The following is a 17,679-nucleotide window of genomic DNA, read 5'->3' on the forward strand; positions in this document are numbered from 1 at the left end:
TCTAGAATTCAGGAATTTTCTGATCCATGGGCAAATCGCTGGTCATTGTGGAATCCCCGGCTAAGGCCAAGACCATCAACAAGTATCTGGGCAACCAATACGTGGTGAAGTCGAGTATCGGCCATATCCGAGACCTGCCCACCAGCGGTTCGGCTAGCGCCAGCAAGGAGCCAGCCGCCAAGCGCGGCAAGGCCGCCGCGGGCGAAGGGCCAGTGCTCTCGCCGAAGGAAAAGGCACGTAAACAGCTCGTTTCGCGCATGGGTGTCGATCCCGATCATGGCTGGAAAGCCAAGTACGAGATCCTCCCGGGCAAGGAAAAGGTCATCGAAGAGCTGCGCCGGCTCGCCAAGGATGCTGACACCATCTATCTCGCAACCGACTTGGATCGCGAGGGGGAAGCCATTGCCTGGCACCTGCGCGAAGCCATCGGTGGTGACGACAGCCGCTACAAGCGAGTGGTGTTCAACGAAATCACCAAGAAAGCGATTCAGGAAGCTTTCTCGGAGCCGGGCGAGCTCGATATCGATCGAGTGAATGCGCAACAGGCCCGTCGTTTCCTCGACCGCGTCGTGGGTTACATGGTTTCGCCGCTGCTGTGGGCCAAGATCGCTCGCGGTCTGTCCGCCGGTCGTGTGCAATCGGTTGCCGTGAAGCTGGTGGTCGAGCGTGAACGCGAGATCCGTGCGTTCAACCCGGAAGAATACTGGGAAGTGCATGCCGATCTCGGCACCACCAAAGGTTCGACCGTGCGTTTCGAAGTGGCGCGTGAGAAGGGCGAAGCTTTCAAGCCGCTCAACGAAGCTCAGGCCATGGCTGCGCTGGAGAAGCTGAAATCTTCCAGCTACAGCATCGTCAAGCGTGAAGACAAACCGACCAGCAGCAAGCCGTCGGCACCGTTCATCACTTCCACGCTGCAGCAGGCCGCGAGCAACCGCCTGGGCTTCGGCGTGAAGAAAACCATGATGATGGCCCAGCGTCTGTATGAAGCTGGCTACATCACTTATATGCGTACCGACTCGACCAACCTCTCGGCTGATGCCGTGACGATGGCGCGCGATTACATCGAAACCGAATTCGGCAAGAAGTACCTGCCGGAGTCGCCGAACGTCTATAGCAGCAAAGAAGGCGCACAAGAGGCTCACGAAGCGATTCGTCCTTCCGACGCCAACACCACGCCGAGCAAGCTCGCGGGTATGGAGCGTGACGCTGAGCGCCTCTACGAGCTGATCTGGCGCCAGTTCCTGGCTTGCCAGATGCTGCCGGCGCAATACCTGTCGACCACCGTCAGCGTGGCCGCTGGCGACTTCGAGCTGCGTGCCAAGGGCCGTATCCTGAAGTTCGACGGCTACACCCGCGTTCTGCCACAAATCGCCAAGCCTGGTGATGACGATGTCCTGCCGGACATGGCGCAGGGCGACGTGATGAAACTGATCAAGCTTGATCCGACCCAGCATTTCACCAAGCCACCGGCCCGTTACTCGGAAGCCAGTCTGGTGAAGGAAATGGAAAAGCGCGGCATTGGCCGTCCTTCGACCTATGCGGCAATCATTTCAACCATTCAGGATCGCGGTTACGTGACCCTGCATAACCGTCGTTTCTATTCGGAAAAGATGGGCGATATCGTTACCGAGCGTCTGTCGGAGAGTTTCTCGAACCTCATGGACTACGGCTTCACCGCCGGCATGGAAGAGAACCTCGATGACGTGGCCCAGGGCGAGCGCGACTGGAAAAACGTGCTGGACGAGTTCTACGGTGACTTCAAAAAGAAACTTGAAGTAGCCGAGAATCCGGAAGCCGGCATGCGTGCCAACCAACCGGTAATGACCGATATTCCATGCACCACCTGCGGCCGTCCGATGCAGATTCGTACTGCTTCGACCGGTGTGTTCCTCGGCTGCTCGGGCTACAGCCTGCCGCCGAAAGAGCGCTGCAAGGCCACCGTGAACCTGGTACCGGGCGACGAGATCGCTGCAGACGACGAAGGTGAGTCGGAATCCCTGGTTCTGCGCGGCAAGCATCGCTGCCCGATCTGCAGCACGGCGATGGACGCTTACCTGCTCGACGAAAAGCGCAAGCTGCACATCTGTGGCAACAACCCGGATTGCGATGGCTATGAAATCGAAGAAGGCAGCTACCGCATCAAGGGCTACGAAGGTCCGAGCCTGGAATGCGACAAGTGCGGCAGCGAGATGCAGCTCAAGACCGGCCGTTTCGGCAAGTTCTTCGGTTGCACCAACGCGACCTGCAAGAACACCCGCAAGCTGCTGAAGAGCGGTGACGCGGCGCCGCCGAAGATGGATCCGGTGAAGATGCCTGAGCTGAAATGCGAGAAGGTCAACGACACCTACATCCTGCGTGACGGTGCTTCCGGTCTGTTCCTGGCGGCCAGTCAGTTCCCGAAAAACCGCGAGACCCGTGCTCCACTGGTGATCGAGATTCTGCCGCACAAGGACGAGATCGATCCGAAGTACCACTTCCTGTGCGAAGCGCCGCAGAAGGATCCTGATGGTTTGCCAGCAGTGATCCGCTACAGCCGCAAGACCAAGGAGCAATACGTCCAGACCGAAGTCGACGGCAAGCCGACAGGCTGGAAGGCGTTCTTCGACGGTGGCAAGTGGACCGTTGAAGACAAGCGTCCGGCAAAAGCCAAGGCTTGAGCAATCGCTGATCCGAAGGTGCCCTGACTGAGCACCTTCAACACAAAAGGCCGCATGACAACCTTCGGGTTTTCATGCGGCCTTTTTGTTTAAAGCTTGCGGTCGGATCGGCTGATCCATGACACTGTCCGGCCTGTATGAAGCAATTATTTCGTTGTGGAGAGTGCCGATATGGCCCACGAACTCTATACCCGTACCAATCAGAAGATCTATTTCGCGGGTTTGTCGCTGGAAGCGCTGGCCAGGGCCGAAGAGGGGCGGGCGATGAATTCGCTGGCGCTGATTCAAGCCGGTCGCGAATCGGCGCTGTTTCATCTCTATGGCGCGTTGCTGGGGCTGTGTCACGAGATTGCCGGGTTCTACAGGCTGCCGCAGGCCAATGCGCCGCGGGCTGAAACGCTGCTGACGCGTGAAGTGCTGGAGTCGATTGCCATTCCGGAGTTGGCCGAGATGGTGGAGTTGGCGGGTAATCCGGAAACCTGGCTGGCTAAATTGCTGGCCGCGCATTCGGCGATGTTTCAGCCACCAAGGGTGCCACACAAGCCAAAGGGTGATGTGACCCAGCCGCTGATTCAGGCGGTTAATCTGGATGAAGAGCAGGCGCCCGAAGAACTGAGTCGTGAAGAGCTGGAGAACTGGCGGCAGAACCTGAAGGGTCTGGCTATCCGATTCCGTGAAGGCTTGAACGAGTGCTGATGGCTTCCTGGCTGGCGGCGACGAGATGCATGCTGCTGGTCAAGATCCTGAGCGAATCCTGAACGATCTCTATATAATCCCTGCCTTTCGTGGAGAACAGACCCATATGCCAACGTCCTTTCTAGAAATTGTCGAGCTACCAGACGGCCGAATCGAACTGCGCAGGGCCGAGGACGAGGGTTCTCTGGTAACTCTGGATTTCTCCGAGGATGCCAAGGCATTTCTGCAGGGCCAACACGTTGAAATTGCCAAGGCGATGCTGAGCGTCGGCGTGCAAATGGCCGGTCGAATGGTTGAAGGCGAGTTTGATAAGGAAGAGGGGCCGCGGGTTCTTCATTGAGCACCGCCCGTCGATTATCGCTTCGGTTCGGCTTCTCTATCCCTTGAGAAGCCCCGCGCTCCAGATGGCGCGTATCTAGTCAGCCCAGTCGAATATTCAGGCTTTGAGCGTCCCCGATGCGGGCGGCGCTGATCAGTTGTTGGCGTGAGCCTGAGTTGAGTGGGTTCAACCATGTCACCACCGTATGGCTACGACCCAGACGCAGGGCTTCGCAAGCCAGTTGCTGAGCGCTCTGTGTGCCGCGCGGTTGCAACAGCAGGATGCGTTCACGATTCAATCCGGCATCCCGCAACCAGGTTTGGGTCAGGCTGGCGGGTGGTGCAATCAGGGTCAGCCAACGTGCGTCCTGATCATCACTCAATTCGCGAAGAATCGGTGCCAGCAGGTTCAGGCAGTTCCCGGCCGCGCCGCGCAGCGACAGTTCACTGAACGCTTCGGGTTCGACATTCCATGGGCGCTCGGCTACATCCTTGAGGATGGGGGCCAGTGGTTGCGCCAGAAATGCCTCGAACAACGGCAGCTGTGTTTGCTGAGGTGCGTGTGGGAACTGCATAAAGCCTCCTTTAGCGGCGGATTACGCCGACACTCAAGCCTTCGATCACCAGTTCCTGATCTTTCAGGTTGACTTCGATAGGGGCGAACTCAGGGTTTTCGGCGATCAGCCAGACCTTGCTGCCATCGCGCTTGAAGCGTTTGACCGTCACTTCGTCGCCGATCCGGGCAACCACGATCTGACCGTTGCGTGCTTCCCGGGTCGTGTGAACGGCCAGCAGGTCGCCGTCGAAGATACCGATGTCCTTCATGCTCATCCCGTGGACGCGCAACAGGTAGTCGGCGCGAGGGTGGAAGAAGGCCGGGTTGATATTGCAGGACTCTTCGATGTGTTGCTGGGCGAGAATCGGTGCACCGGCGGCCACGCGGCCAATGATCGGAAGCGTTGACTCGTCGACCTTGGCTTCGAAGCCTGGGATTCGAATGCCGCGAGAGGCCCCCGGGGTCATCTCGATCGCGCCTTTGCGGGCGAGCGCCTTGAGGTGCTCTTCGGCGGCGTTGGGGGATTTGAAACCCAGTTCCTGAGCGATTTCCGCACGGGTCGGCGGGTAGCCGTTGTCTTCGAGGCAGCGTTTGATAAAGGCCAGAATCTCGGCTTGGCGTGGCGTCAGCTTAAGCATATTGATCGCTCTGTCTTTTTATACAGTGACTGGGATTATATACAGTGAGTCGGTCTTGGCAATGGCCGTTTTTTCGCAGGCCGCCGGACGGTCAGTGACGGCGTCGATTAATGTGGCGTCCTTGTTGTGGTTAAATACCTGACCGACCATTCCCAAAACGAACTGGCAGGCTTGACAAGGCATAGGCTGAAACGTATGTTTCAAACAAGTGTTTGTCAGGCGGAGTAGCCATGGCCCAGTCGGAAACCGTTGAACGCATTCTTGATGCTGCAGAACAGCTGTTCGCGGAAAAAGGTTTCGCCGAAACCTCATTGCGTCTGATCACCAGCAAGGCTGGGGTCAACCTTGCTGCGGTGAACTATCACTTCGGTTCGAAGAAGGCGCTGATCCAGGCGGTTTTCTCGCGTTTCCTTGGTCCGTTCTGCATCAGCCTCGACAAAGAGCTGGAGCGGCGTCAGGCGAAGCCAGAGAACAAGCCTTCGCTTGAGGAGCTGTTGGAAATCCTCGTCGAGCAAGCGCTGGTAGTGCAGCCACGCAGCGGCAACGATCTGTCGATCTTCATGCGCTTGCTCGGTCTTGCATTCAGCCAGAGCCAGGGCCACTTGCGCCGCTATCTGGAAGACATGTACGGCAAGGTATTCCGTCGCTATATGTTGCTGGTAAACGAAGCCGCACCGCGCATTCCTCCTATCGAACTGTTCTGGCGTGTGCACTTCATGCTTGGCGCTGCGGCGTTCAGCATGTCGGGTATCAAGGCCTTGCGCGCGATTGCCGAGACCGATTTCGGCGTCAACACCTCCATTGAGCAGGTGATGCGTCTGATGGTGCCGTTCCTGGCGGCCGGCATGCGTGCCGAAACCGGCGTCACCGACACCGCGATGGCCACCGCGCAGCTGCGACCACGCAGCAAATCCGCGCCGGCGCCTGCCAAGGTTTAACTGTCCATGGGTGGGCGCGGCAGCTGACATCCGCTAAGCTAGCCGCCCATGCCGACTCTCGTTCTGAACCCGTTTCTCATTGAAATCACCGACCTGCCGGGCAATGCCCCTGGTGGTGGTTTCGTGGGCAACGGGTTTTTCGTTTTCAAGGAATCTCTATGACTGCTGGCCTGCAAGGCTCGTTGATGGTGGACGTCGCCGGTACCTGGCTGACGGCCGAAGATCGCCAATTGTTGCGTCAGCCCGAAGTGGGTGGCCTGATCATTTTTGCCCGCAATATCGAGCATCCGCGCCAGGTGCGTGAGTTGAGCGCGGCGATCCGTGCCATTCGCCCGGACCTGCTGCTGGCGGTGGATCAGGAAGGCGGTCGCGTCCAGCGCCTGCGTCAGGGCTTCGTGCGTCTGCCGGCCATGCGAGCCATTGCCGACAACCCGAACGCCGAGTATCTGGCCGAGCAATGCGGCTGGATCATGGCCACTGAAGTGCTGGCTGTCGGCCTCGATCTGAGCTTTGCTCCCGTGCTGGACCTGGATTACCAGCGCAGCGCCGTGGTTGGTACTCGCTCGTTCGAAGGAGATCCGGAGCGCGCCGCACTGCTCGCCGGAGCGTTCATCAAAGGCATGAACAGCGCCGGCATGGCTGCTACCGGCAAGCACTTCCCTGGCCACGGCTGGGCGGAAGCCGACTCTCACGTCGCAATCCCCAACGACGAGCGCAGTCTTGAAGAGATCCGCGCCAACGACCTGGTGCCGTTCGCCAAGCTGAGCAAGCAATTGGCCGCCGTCATGCCGGCCCACGTGATTTATCCGCAAGTCGATGCGCAGCCAGCCGGTTTCTCCCGTCGCTGGTTGCAGGACATCCTGCGCGGTGAGTTGCAGTTCGACGGCGTGATCTTCAGTGATGACCTGTCGATGGCCGGCGCGCATGTGGTGGGTGACGCCGCCAGCCGTATCGAAGCCGCACTCAGCGCCGGTTGCGACATGGGCCTGGTGTGCAACGATCGCGCTGCCGCCGAGCTGGCCCTGAGCGCCGCGCAGCGCATGAAGGTCAAGCCGTCGCCACGCATCGCGCGGATGCGCGGTCAGGCGTTCGCCAACACCGAATACCGTCAGGATCCGCGCTGGCTGACCGCTGTCGGCGCGCTCAAAGACGCTCAACTGATCGATTAAGGATTTTTCGCTATGACGGTTTACGCAATCATCGGTGGCACTGGCCTGACCCAGCTGGAAGGCCTGAGCATTCGTCAGTCACTGGCGGTGGATACGCCTTATGGTGCGCCATCGGCCGAAGTCCAGATCGGTGAATACGCCGGCAAGGAAGTGCTGTTCCTGGCTCGCCACGGTCACCCGCATCGCTTCCCGCCGCACAAGGTCAACTACCGCGCCAACCTGTGGGCGTTGAAGCAGGCCGGGGCCGAAGCAATCATTGCTGTCAACGCCGTGGGCGGGATCCATCCTGCAATGGGTACCGGACATTTCTGCGTGCCGCATCAGATCGTGGACTACACCAGCGGTCGCGAGCACACCTATTTCGCAGATGATCTGGAGCATGTCACGCACATCGACTTCAGCTTTCCCTACAGCGAGCCACTGCGTCAGCAACTGATTGCTGCGTTGGCCGCCGAAGGTTGCGAATACAGCGATCAAGGCGTTTACGCCTGCACCCAGGGTCCGCGTCTGGAAACCGTGGCCGAGATCGTGCGTCTGGAGCGCGATGGTTGCGACATCGTTGGCATGACCGGCATGCCGGAAGCGGCACTGGCCCGTGAGCTGGATCTGGATTACGCCTGTCTGTCACTGGTGGTGAACCCGGCGGCGGGCAAGACCACGGCGGTGATCACCATGGCCGAGATCGAACAGGCGCTGCATGACGGCATGGGCAAGGTGAAGTCGACGTTGGCGCGGGTACTCAAGGGCTGAGTCTGGCTCCGGAGTGACTCGAACGAACAGGCGCTGAGGATCTCAGCGCTTTTCAAACTTGTCCGGCAACGGCGCAAACAGCGCCTCGATATCATCACTCTGCAACTTCCAGTCCCCGGCCTTGCGCCCATCCAGCACACCGGCCGCCAGGTCGGACTTTTCCTTCTGCAGATGCTGAATCTTTTCCTCGACCGTCCCCCGGGCAATCATCTTGTAGACGAATACCGGCTTCTCCTGACCAATGCGATACGCACGGTCGGTTGCCTGATTTTCAGTCGCCGGGTTCCACCACGGATCGTAGTGAATCACGGTGTCCGCTTCCGTCAGGTTCAGACCAACGCCGCCAGCCTTCAGGCTGATGAGAAAGATCTGACGCTTGCCGCTCTGGAATTCCTTCACAGGCGTGCGCCGATCCCGAGTCTGTCCAGTCAGCAACGCGTAGGCGACGTTGCGTTTTTTCAGCTCATCCTCGATCAGTGACAGCATCGAAGTGAACTGTGAGAACAGCAGAATTCGCCGTCCTTCCTCAAACAACTCCTCGAGCATTTCCATCAGGCTGTCGAGCTTGCCTGAGGTGCTGCCGCGAGCGGGCAGGGTGGCGTCGTTGACCAGGCGCAAGTCACAGCAGACCTGACGCAGCTTGAGCAGCGCTTCGAGAATGATGATCTGACTGCGCGCCACGCCTTTACGGGTGATCTCGTCGCGAACCTTCTTGTCCATGGCCAGGCGCATGGTTTCGTACACGTCGCGCTGGGCCTCGTTGAGGTCGACCCAGTGGATGATCTCGGTTTTCGGCGGCAGCTCGGTCGCGACCTGTTCCTTGGTGCGGCGCAGCAGAAACGGTTTGATCCGACCGTTGAGGTGCTGAAGTCTGACTTCGCTGGCACGCTTTTCAATCGGTACGCGGTAATCGGCGTTAAAGCTTTTGACGTCGCCGAGCCAGCCGGGCAGCAGAAAGTGAAACAGCGACCACAGTTCGCCCAGGTGGTTTTCCAGCGGCGTACCGCTCAGGCACAGGCGCTGGCGGGCGTTCAGTTCACGAGCAGCCTGGGCGGCTTTGCTGTTCGGATTCTTGATGTACTGCGCCTCATCCAGCACCAATACATGCAGCGGTTGCTGTGCGAGGCGTTCGACATCCTTGGGCAGCAGCGCATAGGTCGTGAGAATCAGGTCGTAATCGGCCAGATGCTCGAAATGCTTTTTGCGGCTGGCGCCGTACAGGGCAACCACCTTGAGCTGAGGCGTGAAGTGCGCCGCCTCGTCCAGCCAGTTGGGGATCAGGCTGGTGGGCATCACCACCATGCAGGGGCGATCCAGTCGTCCAGCGTTTTTCTCGCTGAGAATGTGCGCCAAGGTCTGTAGGGTTTTACCCAGTCCCATGTCGTCCGCAAGAATTCCGCCGACCTCAAGCTGCCGCAGCGACTGCATCCAGCTCAAGCCTTCGAGCTGATAAGGGCGCAGCGTCGCGTTCAGTCCTTCCGGCGCCTCGGCGCTGTAGTCGCGGATATCGCGCAGGCGTTGGGCGAAGCTGCGAATCTGCTCGCCACCCTCCCACAGCAGGGGGATGCCTTCCAGCGAGTTGAGGCGGATCGCGTCAGCCTTGCTCAGGCGCAGGGTGGTTTCACCCGGCTCTTGCAGATAGAACTCGCCCAGCGTCGCCAGCACCGGTTTCAATCGGCCGAGGGGCAGGGCGACTTGCAAGGGGCCATGCTCGCTGTTGCGTTGCGGGATGTTCACCAGAATCAACTCGTCGTCCCGTCGCCGGGCAAGGCGTTCGGGATTGAGGATTTCCGTGTGCGAGCGCATCAGGTTGAGCAGGATCGGCAGCAGGCTCAGGCGTTCGCCATTGACGATGATGCCCAGCTCAAGATCGAACCAGTCCCGCTCCGGGGTCTGCTCGACCGTGGCATACCAGTCATCGACGGCTGTCAGGTCGAAGCCGAATTCATCATCGACCAGCAATTCCCAGCCTTGGGTGCGCAGCTTCGGCAGGTCGTTCAGGGTAAACGTCAGCCAGGCGCTGTCGTTGACCATCTCATAGAGTTCGCCCGCGCTTTCCGGCAGGGCTTTGCTCTGCCGGGTGGCGATGCGAAAGCCGAGAATCCGAAGTTGTTCGCGATAGCTTTGCTCGACATCCGGATGGCGTTTGACCCGCAGGGTCTGGGCTTCCTGGCGAATCAGGATGTCACTGTTTTTCTGGCCGCTGACGTATTCGTCGAGGTAGCTGAAAGACAGCGCGGCACGATGCTGGATGTAGCGCTGCATCTTGCCGTTGCGCGGCTCGAACGCGCTGAACTCGACACTGGCCAGCCACAGGCGCGGCACCGGTTGCACGTTGTCCACCAGTACTTGCGGCGGCGCCTTGGGGCTGCGGTTTTCCAGAACGGCCTGGAGCTTTTCCAGCAGTTCGGCGTCTTTGGCGGCGGCGGGGTATTCGAGGGTTTCCTGCACCTGCAGCAAGACCGCCGCACAGTGTTTGCAGTTGCTGTGAACCGGGCAGGTGCACGTGGCGTCGACCATCAGCAGTGTGCCTTTGGCCGACTCACGCAGATGAATCGTCTGACGATAAATGTTGCCGCCAGAGCCTTCGCAACTGGCGGTAATGGTCGCATCGCCGACCTGCACGATCCGCACCCGGTTTTCCAGCGCGTAGCGGCGGCCACGCTCCAGGCTTTGTTCCTTGAATCGGCTGACCCAGGAGGAGGCCAGCGGTTTACTCAGAGGCGGGGACATAAGGACTTCAATCAGTCCGGTACGACTTCAGGCGCTTCCCGAGGCGCAGGCGCCGTCAGTGAAGTGATCTTGATCAGCAGGGCCAGGTGGCCGTTGTCCAGGTAGTTGAGCTGGCCGTTCTTGGTGTGGCTTTCCTGTTTCAGGCGTTCGCTGGCGGTGACCATGCCATTGGCGTCGATCTGGTTGACCCAGAAGTCGGCGTTCACGTCGGTGAAGCGCCCGAGCTTCATTTCGATCGTGCCCTCGATGGGGAACTGGCCGAACTGCTCCTGACCTTCGCTGACCGCGACCTTTGCCGGCGTCTCGCCCAGTGTCTGCTGCCAGGCTTTGTGCATCAGCACGCTGTACTCGCCGCTGGCAGTAAGTTTGGTGGCGACGTCGTTCAGCGCCGTGGTGCGCTTGCTGTCATCACCCAGGCGTTGGGCGCCTGCGGCCCAGTCTTCGGGTGCGGCACGGCTGACAATGGCCGGCACAGCGTTCTGGCGCACCAGAATCATTTCGACCTGATACAGGTCGTCGGCAAACACCGAGGGTGCTACCAGAGTCAGTAGCAAAGTCAAAGAGCGAAACAGGCGCATGCGGCGTCCTTCAAGCAGTTTTCGGGATGAGGCGCTCGAACAGCGCCTCCACAGTATTAAAGCGCTCTTCCGGGCGCTCCATCGGCACCTGGAACTTGAACATCGTGGCGCCTTCGAATTTGTAGCGTTTTGGCTGACTCTGGATCAGCTTGATCAGGGTCATCGGGTCGACCGGCGTCTGTGCCGCGAACTCGATGCGTCCGCCTTGCGGGCCGCCATCGACTTTCTTGATGCCCAGCTGTTCGGCCTGCAATTTCAGCGCCGTGATGCGCACCAGATTTTTGGTCGGTTCCGGCAGCAGGCCGAAGCGGTCGATCATCTCCACTTGCAGATCCTTCAGACCTTCCTCGTCGGTGGCCGAAGCGATGCGTTTGTAGAGGATCAAGCGTGCATGCACGTCCGGCAGATAATCCTCCGGAATCAGCGCCGGCACCCGCAGGTTGACTTCAGGGCCGCCGCCGAGCGGTTGATCGAGGTTCGGCTGTTCGCCCTTGCGGATCGATTTCACCGCGCGCTCGAGCATTTCCATGTAAAGCGTGAAGCCGACTGCCTGAATTTGCCCGCTCTGACCGTCGCCCAGCAGTTCGCCGGCACCACGGATCTCCAGGTCGTTGGTCGCGAGCACGAAGCCCGCGCCCAGATCCTGAGTATTGGCAATCGCCTCCAGGCGCTTTTCCGCATCACCGGTGATCTGCTGGCGTGGCGGAGTCAGCAGGTAGGCGTAGGCCTGGTGGTGACTGCGGCCGACACGCCCGCGCAACTGGTGCAACTGCGCCAGGCCGAACTTGTCGGCGCGCTCGATGATGATGGTGTTGGCGCTCGGCACGTCAATGCCGGTCTCGATGATGGTCGAGGCGATCAGCACGTTGAAGCGCTTGTGGTAGAAGTCGCTCATCACCTGTTCGAGTTCGCGTTCGCGCATCTGCCCATGGCCGATGCCGATTCGCGCTTCCGGCACCAGTTCGGCCAGTTCGGCGGCGCATTTCTCGATGGTCTTCACATCGTTGTGCAGGTAATAGACCTGACCGCCGCGCAGCAGCTCACGCAGCAAGGCCTCTTTGACCGTGCTCCTGTTCTGCTCCATGACGAAGGTGCGCACCGACAGGCGTCGCGCCGGTGGTGTGGCGATGATCGACAGGTCGCGCATGCCCGACACCGCCATGTTCAGCGTGCGCGGAATCGGCGTGGCGGTCAGCGTGAGGATGTCGACTTCGCTGCGCAGGGCCTTGAGCTGTTCTTTCTGACGGACACCGAAGCGGTGCTCTTCGTCGATGATCACCAGCCCGAGGTTTTTGATCTTGACGTCGTCCTGCAGCAACTTGTGGGTGCCGATGACGATGTCGATATTGCCTTCGGCCAGTTGGGCCACCGCCGCGTTCACTTCCTTGGTCGACTTGAAGCGGCTCATCACTTCCACGGTCACCGGCCAGTCGGCGAAGCGGTCGCGGAAGCTGTTGTAGTGCTGCTGGGCGAGCAGGGTGGTCGGCACCAGGATCGCCACTTGCTTGCCGCCGTGCACGGCGATGAACGCGGCGCGCATGGCGACTTCGGTCTTGCCGAAACCGACGTCGCCGCAGACCAGCCGATCCATCGGTTTCGGCGCGAGCATGTCTTCGCGCACGGCTTCGATGGTGGATTGCTGGTCCGGGGTTTCTTCGAACGGGAAGCCGGCGCTGAAGGTCGCGTAATCGGCCTTCGGATCGGCAAACGCGTAACCTTCGCGGGCGGCGCGACGGGCATAGATGTCGAGCAGTTCGGCAGCCACGTCGCGCACCTGTTCGGCGGCCTTGCGCTTGGCTTTTTGCCAGGTCTCGGAGCCAAGTCGGTGTAGCGGGGCCAGTGCGTCGTCGCTGCCGGTGTAACGAGCGATCAGGTGCAGGTTGGCCACTGGTACGTAAAGCTTGGCGTTCTCGGCGTATTCCAGAGTCAGGAACTCGGCGGCCTGATTGTCGATTTCCAGAATCGTCAGGCCGAGATAGCGGCCAACACCATGGTCGATGTGCACCACCGGCGCGCCTTCGCGCAGCTCGGTGAGGTTCTTGATCACAGCGTCGTTGTTGGCGTCGGCGCGTTTTTCGCGACGGCGACGCTGCATCACGCGTTGGCCGAACAGCGGACTTTCTGCGACCAGTGCCAACGCCGGCTCATCCAGCATCAGGCCTTCGTCGAGTGGGGCAATAGTGATCGCCAGGCGATCCTTGCTCGCGACGAAGTCCGGCCAGCTGTCGACGGTTTTCGGGCGCAGTTTCAGGCGTTCCAGCAATTCCAGCAGCACTTCGCGACGGCCGGCGGATTCGGCGGTGAACAGCACGCGACCCGGGAATTCGTCGAGGAAGGCGGAAAGCGCGGCCAGCGGCTGGGTAGCCTTGGCTTCGATCGCCAGATTCGGCAAGGCCTGCGCCGGGAAGCGCTCGCGGCCTGCGCCGGTTTCCACGTCCTGTTGACTGGCGACCACTCGCGGCCAGTTCTTCAGACGGGCGAAACAGTCTTCCACCGGCAGGAACAGTTCGGCCGGCGGCAATAAAGGACGCGATGGATCGACGCGGCGTTCTTCATACCGGTTGCGCACGTCGTTCCAGAAGTTTTCCGCGGCCTGCTCGATGCCTGGCAGCGAGAACACCTGGGTGTCTTGGGGCAGGTAATCGAACAGGGTCGAGGTTTCTTCAAAGAACAACGGCAGGTAGTACTCGATACCGGCCGGTGTAATACCGCTGCTCAGGTCCTGAAAGATCGGGCAGCGTCGGAAGTCGACGTCGAAGCGCTCGCGAAAACGCGCCTTGAAGCGGGTCACCGCGTCTTTCTGTAGCGGGAATTCCTTGGCCGGCAGCAGCTTGACCGAATCGACCTTGTCGATGGAGCGCTGGTTTTCCGGGTCGAAGGTGCGCAGGGTTTCGATTTCGTCGTCGAACAGGTCGATGCGATACGGCAGTTTGCTGCCCATCGGGAACAGGTCGATCAGTGCACCGCGTACGGTGAACTCGCCGTGTTCGTAAACCGTGTCGACGTAGCGATAGCCGCTGGCTTCAAGCCGCGAGCGCATTTGCTCGACGTCGAGCTTCTGCCCGACATCCAGCACCAGGCTGCTGCCGAGCAGGAACTTGGTCGGCGCCAGACGATGCAGGGCGGTGGTGATCGGCACCACCAGTACGCCATGTTCCAGCTCCGGCAGTCTATAAAGGCTGGCGATGCGCTGGGAGATGATGTCCTGATGCGGCGAGAACAGGTCGTAGGGCAGGGTTTCCCAGTCGGGGAAATGCAGAACGGGCAAATCCGGGGCGAAGAAGCTCAGCTCCTGCTCCAGCCGTTCGGCACTCTGGCTGTCGGCGGTCAGTAGCAACGTGAAGCGCTTGGCAGCGCTGGCAGCCTCGGCAATGGCCAGGCTCAGGGCAGCACCGGGCAGATTGCCCCAATGCTGTTTTCCTGCCGCAGCAGGGAGAAGCGGTAGACGCAGAACAGGCACGGAAGGTTGAGCTCCAGGCGTTGCGACAAAGTCGGTAATTGTAGCGGCGTCCGGTGCCGCCTGTCAGTTGCAGACTGCGTCTATCTGCGCTGTTTCAGCGAAATGTAGTGGTAACCATAAAAACGAGCACTTTTTTGACGATTATGTAGTGCCGAAAGTGGGCGGTGTTACGGAGGGTTACAGACATCGTCTAACAGTCGTCGAAAAACTGACTGCGCTGAAAGCCCCGGTTTTACTGGGCTGGCGGAGAGCGTTATTTTTTTGGACGGAATTTTGTTACCGTTTGCGCGACAAGCGCGCATTGCTACGAGAGCTTCTCGGCGGCATAATGTAGCCCCTTTTTTCTGCCCCTACATGTGGAAGGTTCCCGTGACTCAGAAGCCCGACCAGTGTCTTGGTGAATGGATCGACCGTGAAGCACTCGCAGAAGCGATGATTCCGCTTATCGGTCAGCTCTACCGCAATAACAACGTGGTGAGCTCGATCTATGGCCGCAGCCTGATCAACCAGTCTGTCATCGCGATTCTCAAAGCTCACCGCTTTGCTCGCCATCGTTCTTCCGACGATAGCGAACTCTCCGTCCACGAAACATTCCCTCTGCTGAAGGCCATGAGCGAGCTCAAGCTCGGCGCGGCTTCGGTAGACCTGGGCAAGTTGGCGTTCAAATTCCGCAACGAAGGCAACGGCCGTACCGCCGAGCAATTCGTTCGTGAAGAAATGGCTGACGTGGTTGGCCAGCAGAACGCTTCGGCCCGCAAAGGCACTGACGTTGTGCTTTACGGCTTCGGTCGTATCGGCCGTCTGCTGGCGCGCATCCTGATCGAAAAAACCGGTGGCGGCGACGGCCTGCGTCTGCGTGCCATCGTGGTGCGCAAAGGCGCCGAAAACGACCTGACCAAACGCGCCAGCCTGCTGCGTCGCGATTCGGTACACGGTTCGTTCAACGGCACCATCACCATCGACGAAGAAAACAACACCATCACCGCCAACGGCAACCTGATCCAGGTTATCTACGCGAAAAATCCTACCGAAGTGGACTACACCCAGTACGGCATCAAAGATGCGCTGCTGGTGGACAACACCGGTGTATGGCGTGATGCCGATGGCCTGGGTCAGCACTTGCAGTGCCCGGGTATCGACCGCGTTGTTCTGACCGCGCCTGGCAAAGGCAAGCTGAAGAACATCGTTCACGGTATCAACCACAGCGAAATCACTGCTGACGACAAGATCGTGTCCGCTGCTTCCTGCACCACCAACGCCATCGTGCCGGTGCTGAAAGCTGTGAATGACAAGTTCGGCATCGTCAACGGCCACGTCGAAACCGTTCACTCGTACACCAACGACCAGAACCTGATCGACAACTTCCACAAGGGCGATCGCCGTGGTCGTAGCGCCGCGCTGAACATGGTGATCACCGAGACCGGTGCTGCCACCGCTGCTGCCAAGGCCCTGCCTGAGCTGGCCGGCAAGCTGACCGGTAACGCGATCCGTGTTCCGACGCCAAACGTGTCGATGGCCATTCTCAACCTGAACCTTGAGAAAGCCGCTACCCGTGAAGAGATGAACGAGTACCTGCGCTACATGGCGCTGCACTCCGATCTACACAAGCAAATCGACTTCGTCAATTCCCAGGAAGTGGTTTCGACCGACTTCGTTGGTTCGCGCCACGCCGGTGTTGTCGACGCTGAAGCGACCATCACCCAGGATAACCGCGTTGTTCTGTACGTCTGGTACGACAACGAGTTCGGTTACAGCTGCCAGGTGATCCGCGTGATGGAAGACATGGCCGGTGTAAACCCGCCAGCCTTCCCGCGCTAAGCCTTAGCTGCAAATGAAAACGCCCCGACTTAGGTCGGGGCGTTTTTGTTTGTGCGCGATTCAGGTCAGTTGGGGATGGCCGCTTGTGCCGTGCGCAGTTCGTGTTTGTTGCCATGGAACAGCACCAGCGTCGCGATCAATCCCAGCACCGCTGCACCGCTGAGCCAGATCCCCGGCGCCGCCTTGTTGTCCAGCACATGGATCAGGTAAGTGCAGGCGGCTGGCGTGAATCCACCGAAGGTCGCAGTCGCCAGGCTGTAGGCCAGCGAGAAACCAGTCGTACGAACTTCCACCGGCATGATTTCGGTCAGCGCCACCACCATTGCGCCGTTGTACGAGCCGTACAGGAACGACAGCCACAATTCGACAATCAGCAGATGGCTGAAGCTCGGGTTCGCCACCAGCCACGACAGCGCCGGGTAAGCGGTCAGGATCGCCAGAATCGTCGCCGCCAACAGCAGGGGTTTGCGGCCGATCTTGTCAGACAGTGCGCCCATTACCGGCAGCCAGAAGAAGTTCGACAGGCCGATGCACACCGTCACCAGCAACGCATCGAAGTCCGACAGGTGCAATTCCGCCTTGCCAAAGGTCGGGGTGTAGGCGGTGATCAGGTAGAACGACACGGTGGTCATCACCACCAGCGCCATGCCGGCGATGACAATGCCGAAGTTCTGACCGATCGAACGGACGATTTCCTGCAGGGTGGGGCGGTGTTTACGTGCCTGGAACTCCGGCGTTTCCTCCAGGGAGCGACGAATGACGAAGATCACCGGAACGATCATGCAGCCGATCAGGAACGGCACACGCCAGCCCCAGTCGCCCATCTGTTCCGGGCTCAGCCAGTGGTTGAGGCCGACGCCGAGCAGACCGGCGAATACCACCGCCGCTTGCTGGCTGGCGGACTGCCAACTGACGAAGAAGCCCTTGCGGCCTGGCGTGGCGATCTCTGACAGGTACACCGACACGCCGCCCAGTTCCACGCCGGCCGAGAAGCCTTGCAGCAATCGGCCGAACAGCACGATCAGCGGCGCTGCAACGCCAAGGGTGGCGTAGCTCGGCACGCAGGCGATCAGCACTGTACCGGCCGCCATCAGCGCGAGGGTGATGATCAGGCCTTTGCGACGGCCGTGACGGTCAATGTAGGCACCGAGGAAAATAGCCCCCAATGGACGCATCAGGAAGCCTGCGCCGAAGGTTGCCAGTGCGAGCATCAGGGAGGCGAAGGCGCTGTCGGTGGGGAAGAAGGTCTTGGAGATGGCCACGGCGTAGAAGCCATAGACCATGAAGTCGAACATTTCGAGAAAGTTGCCGCTGACAACGCGAAAAATCGCTTTGCCTTTGCCCGTGGTGGAGGACATGTTCAGGTAC

General features: G+C 60.0%; 13 protein-coding genes. 7 read left to right on the forward strand and 6 right to left on the reverse strand.

Going from position 1 to position 17,679, the window contains the following annotated elements; translation table 11 throughout:
- Positions 1–26 precede the first annotated feature (26 nt).
- The 3 genes from topA (at position 27) to AC07VV_RS18840 (ending at position 3,693) form a co-directional block, all read left to right on the forward strand.
- Complete coding sequence (gene topA / locus AC07VV_RS18830) at positions 27–2,657, forward strand: type I DNA topoisomerase (RefSeq protein ID WP_249490113.1); 2,631 nt, start codon at positions 27–29, stop codon at positions 2,655–2,657.
- A 171-nt stretch (positions 2,658–2,828) separates the two neighbouring features.
- Entirely contained in the window at positions 2,829–3,353 is a 525-nt protein-coding gene (locus AC07VV_RS18835; RefSeq protein WP_495037091.1) for a DUF6586 family protein, read from the forward strand.
- A gap of 106 nt (positions 3,354–3,459) precedes the next feature.
- Positions 3,460–3,693 (forward strand): hypothetical protein, encoded by a 234-nt coding sequence (locus AC07VV_RS18840; protein ID WP_003226592.1) that lies wholly within the window; start codon positions 3,460–3,462, stop codon positions 3,691–3,693.
- Between the two features lie 79 nt (positions 3,694–3,772).
- Here the strand turns inward: AC07VV_RS18840 and sulA are convergent, their stop codons facing one another.
- A complete protein-coding gene (gene sulA / locus AC07VV_RS18845) occupies positions 3,773–4,246 on the reverse strand; it encodes an SOS-induced cell division inhibitor SulA (RefSeq protein WP_495037092.1) in 474 nt (157 codons plus the stop codon).
- A gap of 10 nt (positions 4,247–4,256) precedes the next feature.
- Entirely contained in the window at positions 4,257–4,865 is a 609-nt protein-coding gene (gene lexA, locus AC07VV_RS18850; RefSeq protein WP_007953044.1) for a transcriptional repressor LexA, read from the reverse strand.
- 230 nt (positions 4,866–5,095) lie between these two features.
- Here lexA and AC07VV_RS18855 point away from each other — a divergent pair, with 230 nt between their 5' ends.
- From AC07VV_RS18855 to AC07VV_RS18865, 3 genes are all read left to right on the forward strand, one after another.
- The gene (locus tag AC07VV_RS18855) at positions 5,096–5,803 is read left to right on the forward strand and encodes a TetR/AcrR family transcriptional regulator (protein WP_007953037.1); all 708 of its coding nucleotides are present in this window, start codon (positions 5,096–5,098) and stop codon (positions 5,801–5,803) included.
- A 158-nt stretch (positions 5,804–5,961) separates the two neighbouring features.
- A complete protein-coding gene (gene nagZ / locus AC07VV_RS18860) occupies positions 5,962–6,972 on the forward strand; it encodes a beta-N-acetylhexosaminidase (protein ID WP_102621844.1) in 1,011 nt (336 codons plus the stop codon).
- A 12-nt stretch (positions 6,973–6,984) separates the two neighbouring features.
- A complete protein-coding gene (locus tag AC07VV_RS18865) occupies positions 6,985–7,722 on the forward strand; it encodes an S-methyl-5'-thioinosine phosphorylase (RefSeq protein ID WP_085733486.1) in 738 nt (245 codons plus the stop codon).
- Between the two features lie 42 nt (positions 7,723–7,764).
- Here the strand turns inward: AC07VV_RS18865 and AC07VV_RS18870 are convergent, their stop codons facing one another.
- Genes AC07VV_RS18870 through mfd form a run of 3 tightly spaced genes read right to left on the reverse strand, consistent with a single transcriptional unit; the run spans position 7,765 to position 14,493 of the window.
- On the reverse strand, positions 7,765–10,455 hold the full coding sequence (locus AC07VV_RS18870; RefSeq protein WP_096822087.1) for a DEAD/DEAH box helicase: 2,691 nt from the start codon (positions 10,453–10,455) through the stop codon (positions 7,765–7,767).
- Between the two features lie 11 nt (positions 10,456–10,466).
- Complete coding sequence (locus AC07VV_RS18875; RefSeq protein ID WP_096822086.1) at positions 10,467–11,033, reverse strand: CsiV family protein; 567 nt, start codon at positions 11,031–11,033, stop codon at positions 10,467–10,469.
- 10 nt (positions 11,034–11,043) lie between these two features.
- Entirely contained in the window at positions 11,044–14,493 is a 3,450-nt protein-coding gene (mfd, locus tag AC07VV_RS18880; RefSeq protein ID WP_495037093.1) for a transcription-repair coupling factor, read from the reverse strand.
- Positions 14,494–14,847: 354 nt separating this feature from the next.
- Between mfd and AC07VV_RS18885 the strand changes: the two genes are divergently transcribed.
- A complete protein-coding gene (locus AC07VV_RS18885) occupies positions 14,848–16,311 on the forward strand; it encodes a glyceraldehyde-3-phosphate dehydrogenase (RefSeq protein WP_096822084.1) in 1,464 nt (487 codons plus the stop codon).
- 65 nt (positions 16,312–16,376) lie between these two features.
- Here AC07VV_RS18885 and AC07VV_RS18890 read toward each other — a convergent pair whose 3' ends face one another.
- Positions 16,377–17,669, reverse strand: coding sequence for an MFS transporter (locus tag AC07VV_RS18890; protein ID WP_495037094.1), 1,293 nt, complete (start codon positions 17,667–17,669; stop codon positions 16,377–16,379).
- Positions 17,670–17,679 lie beyond the last annotated feature (10 nt).

It is taken from the genome of Pseudomonas sp. GW821-FHT02C04 (assembly GCF_059421845.1).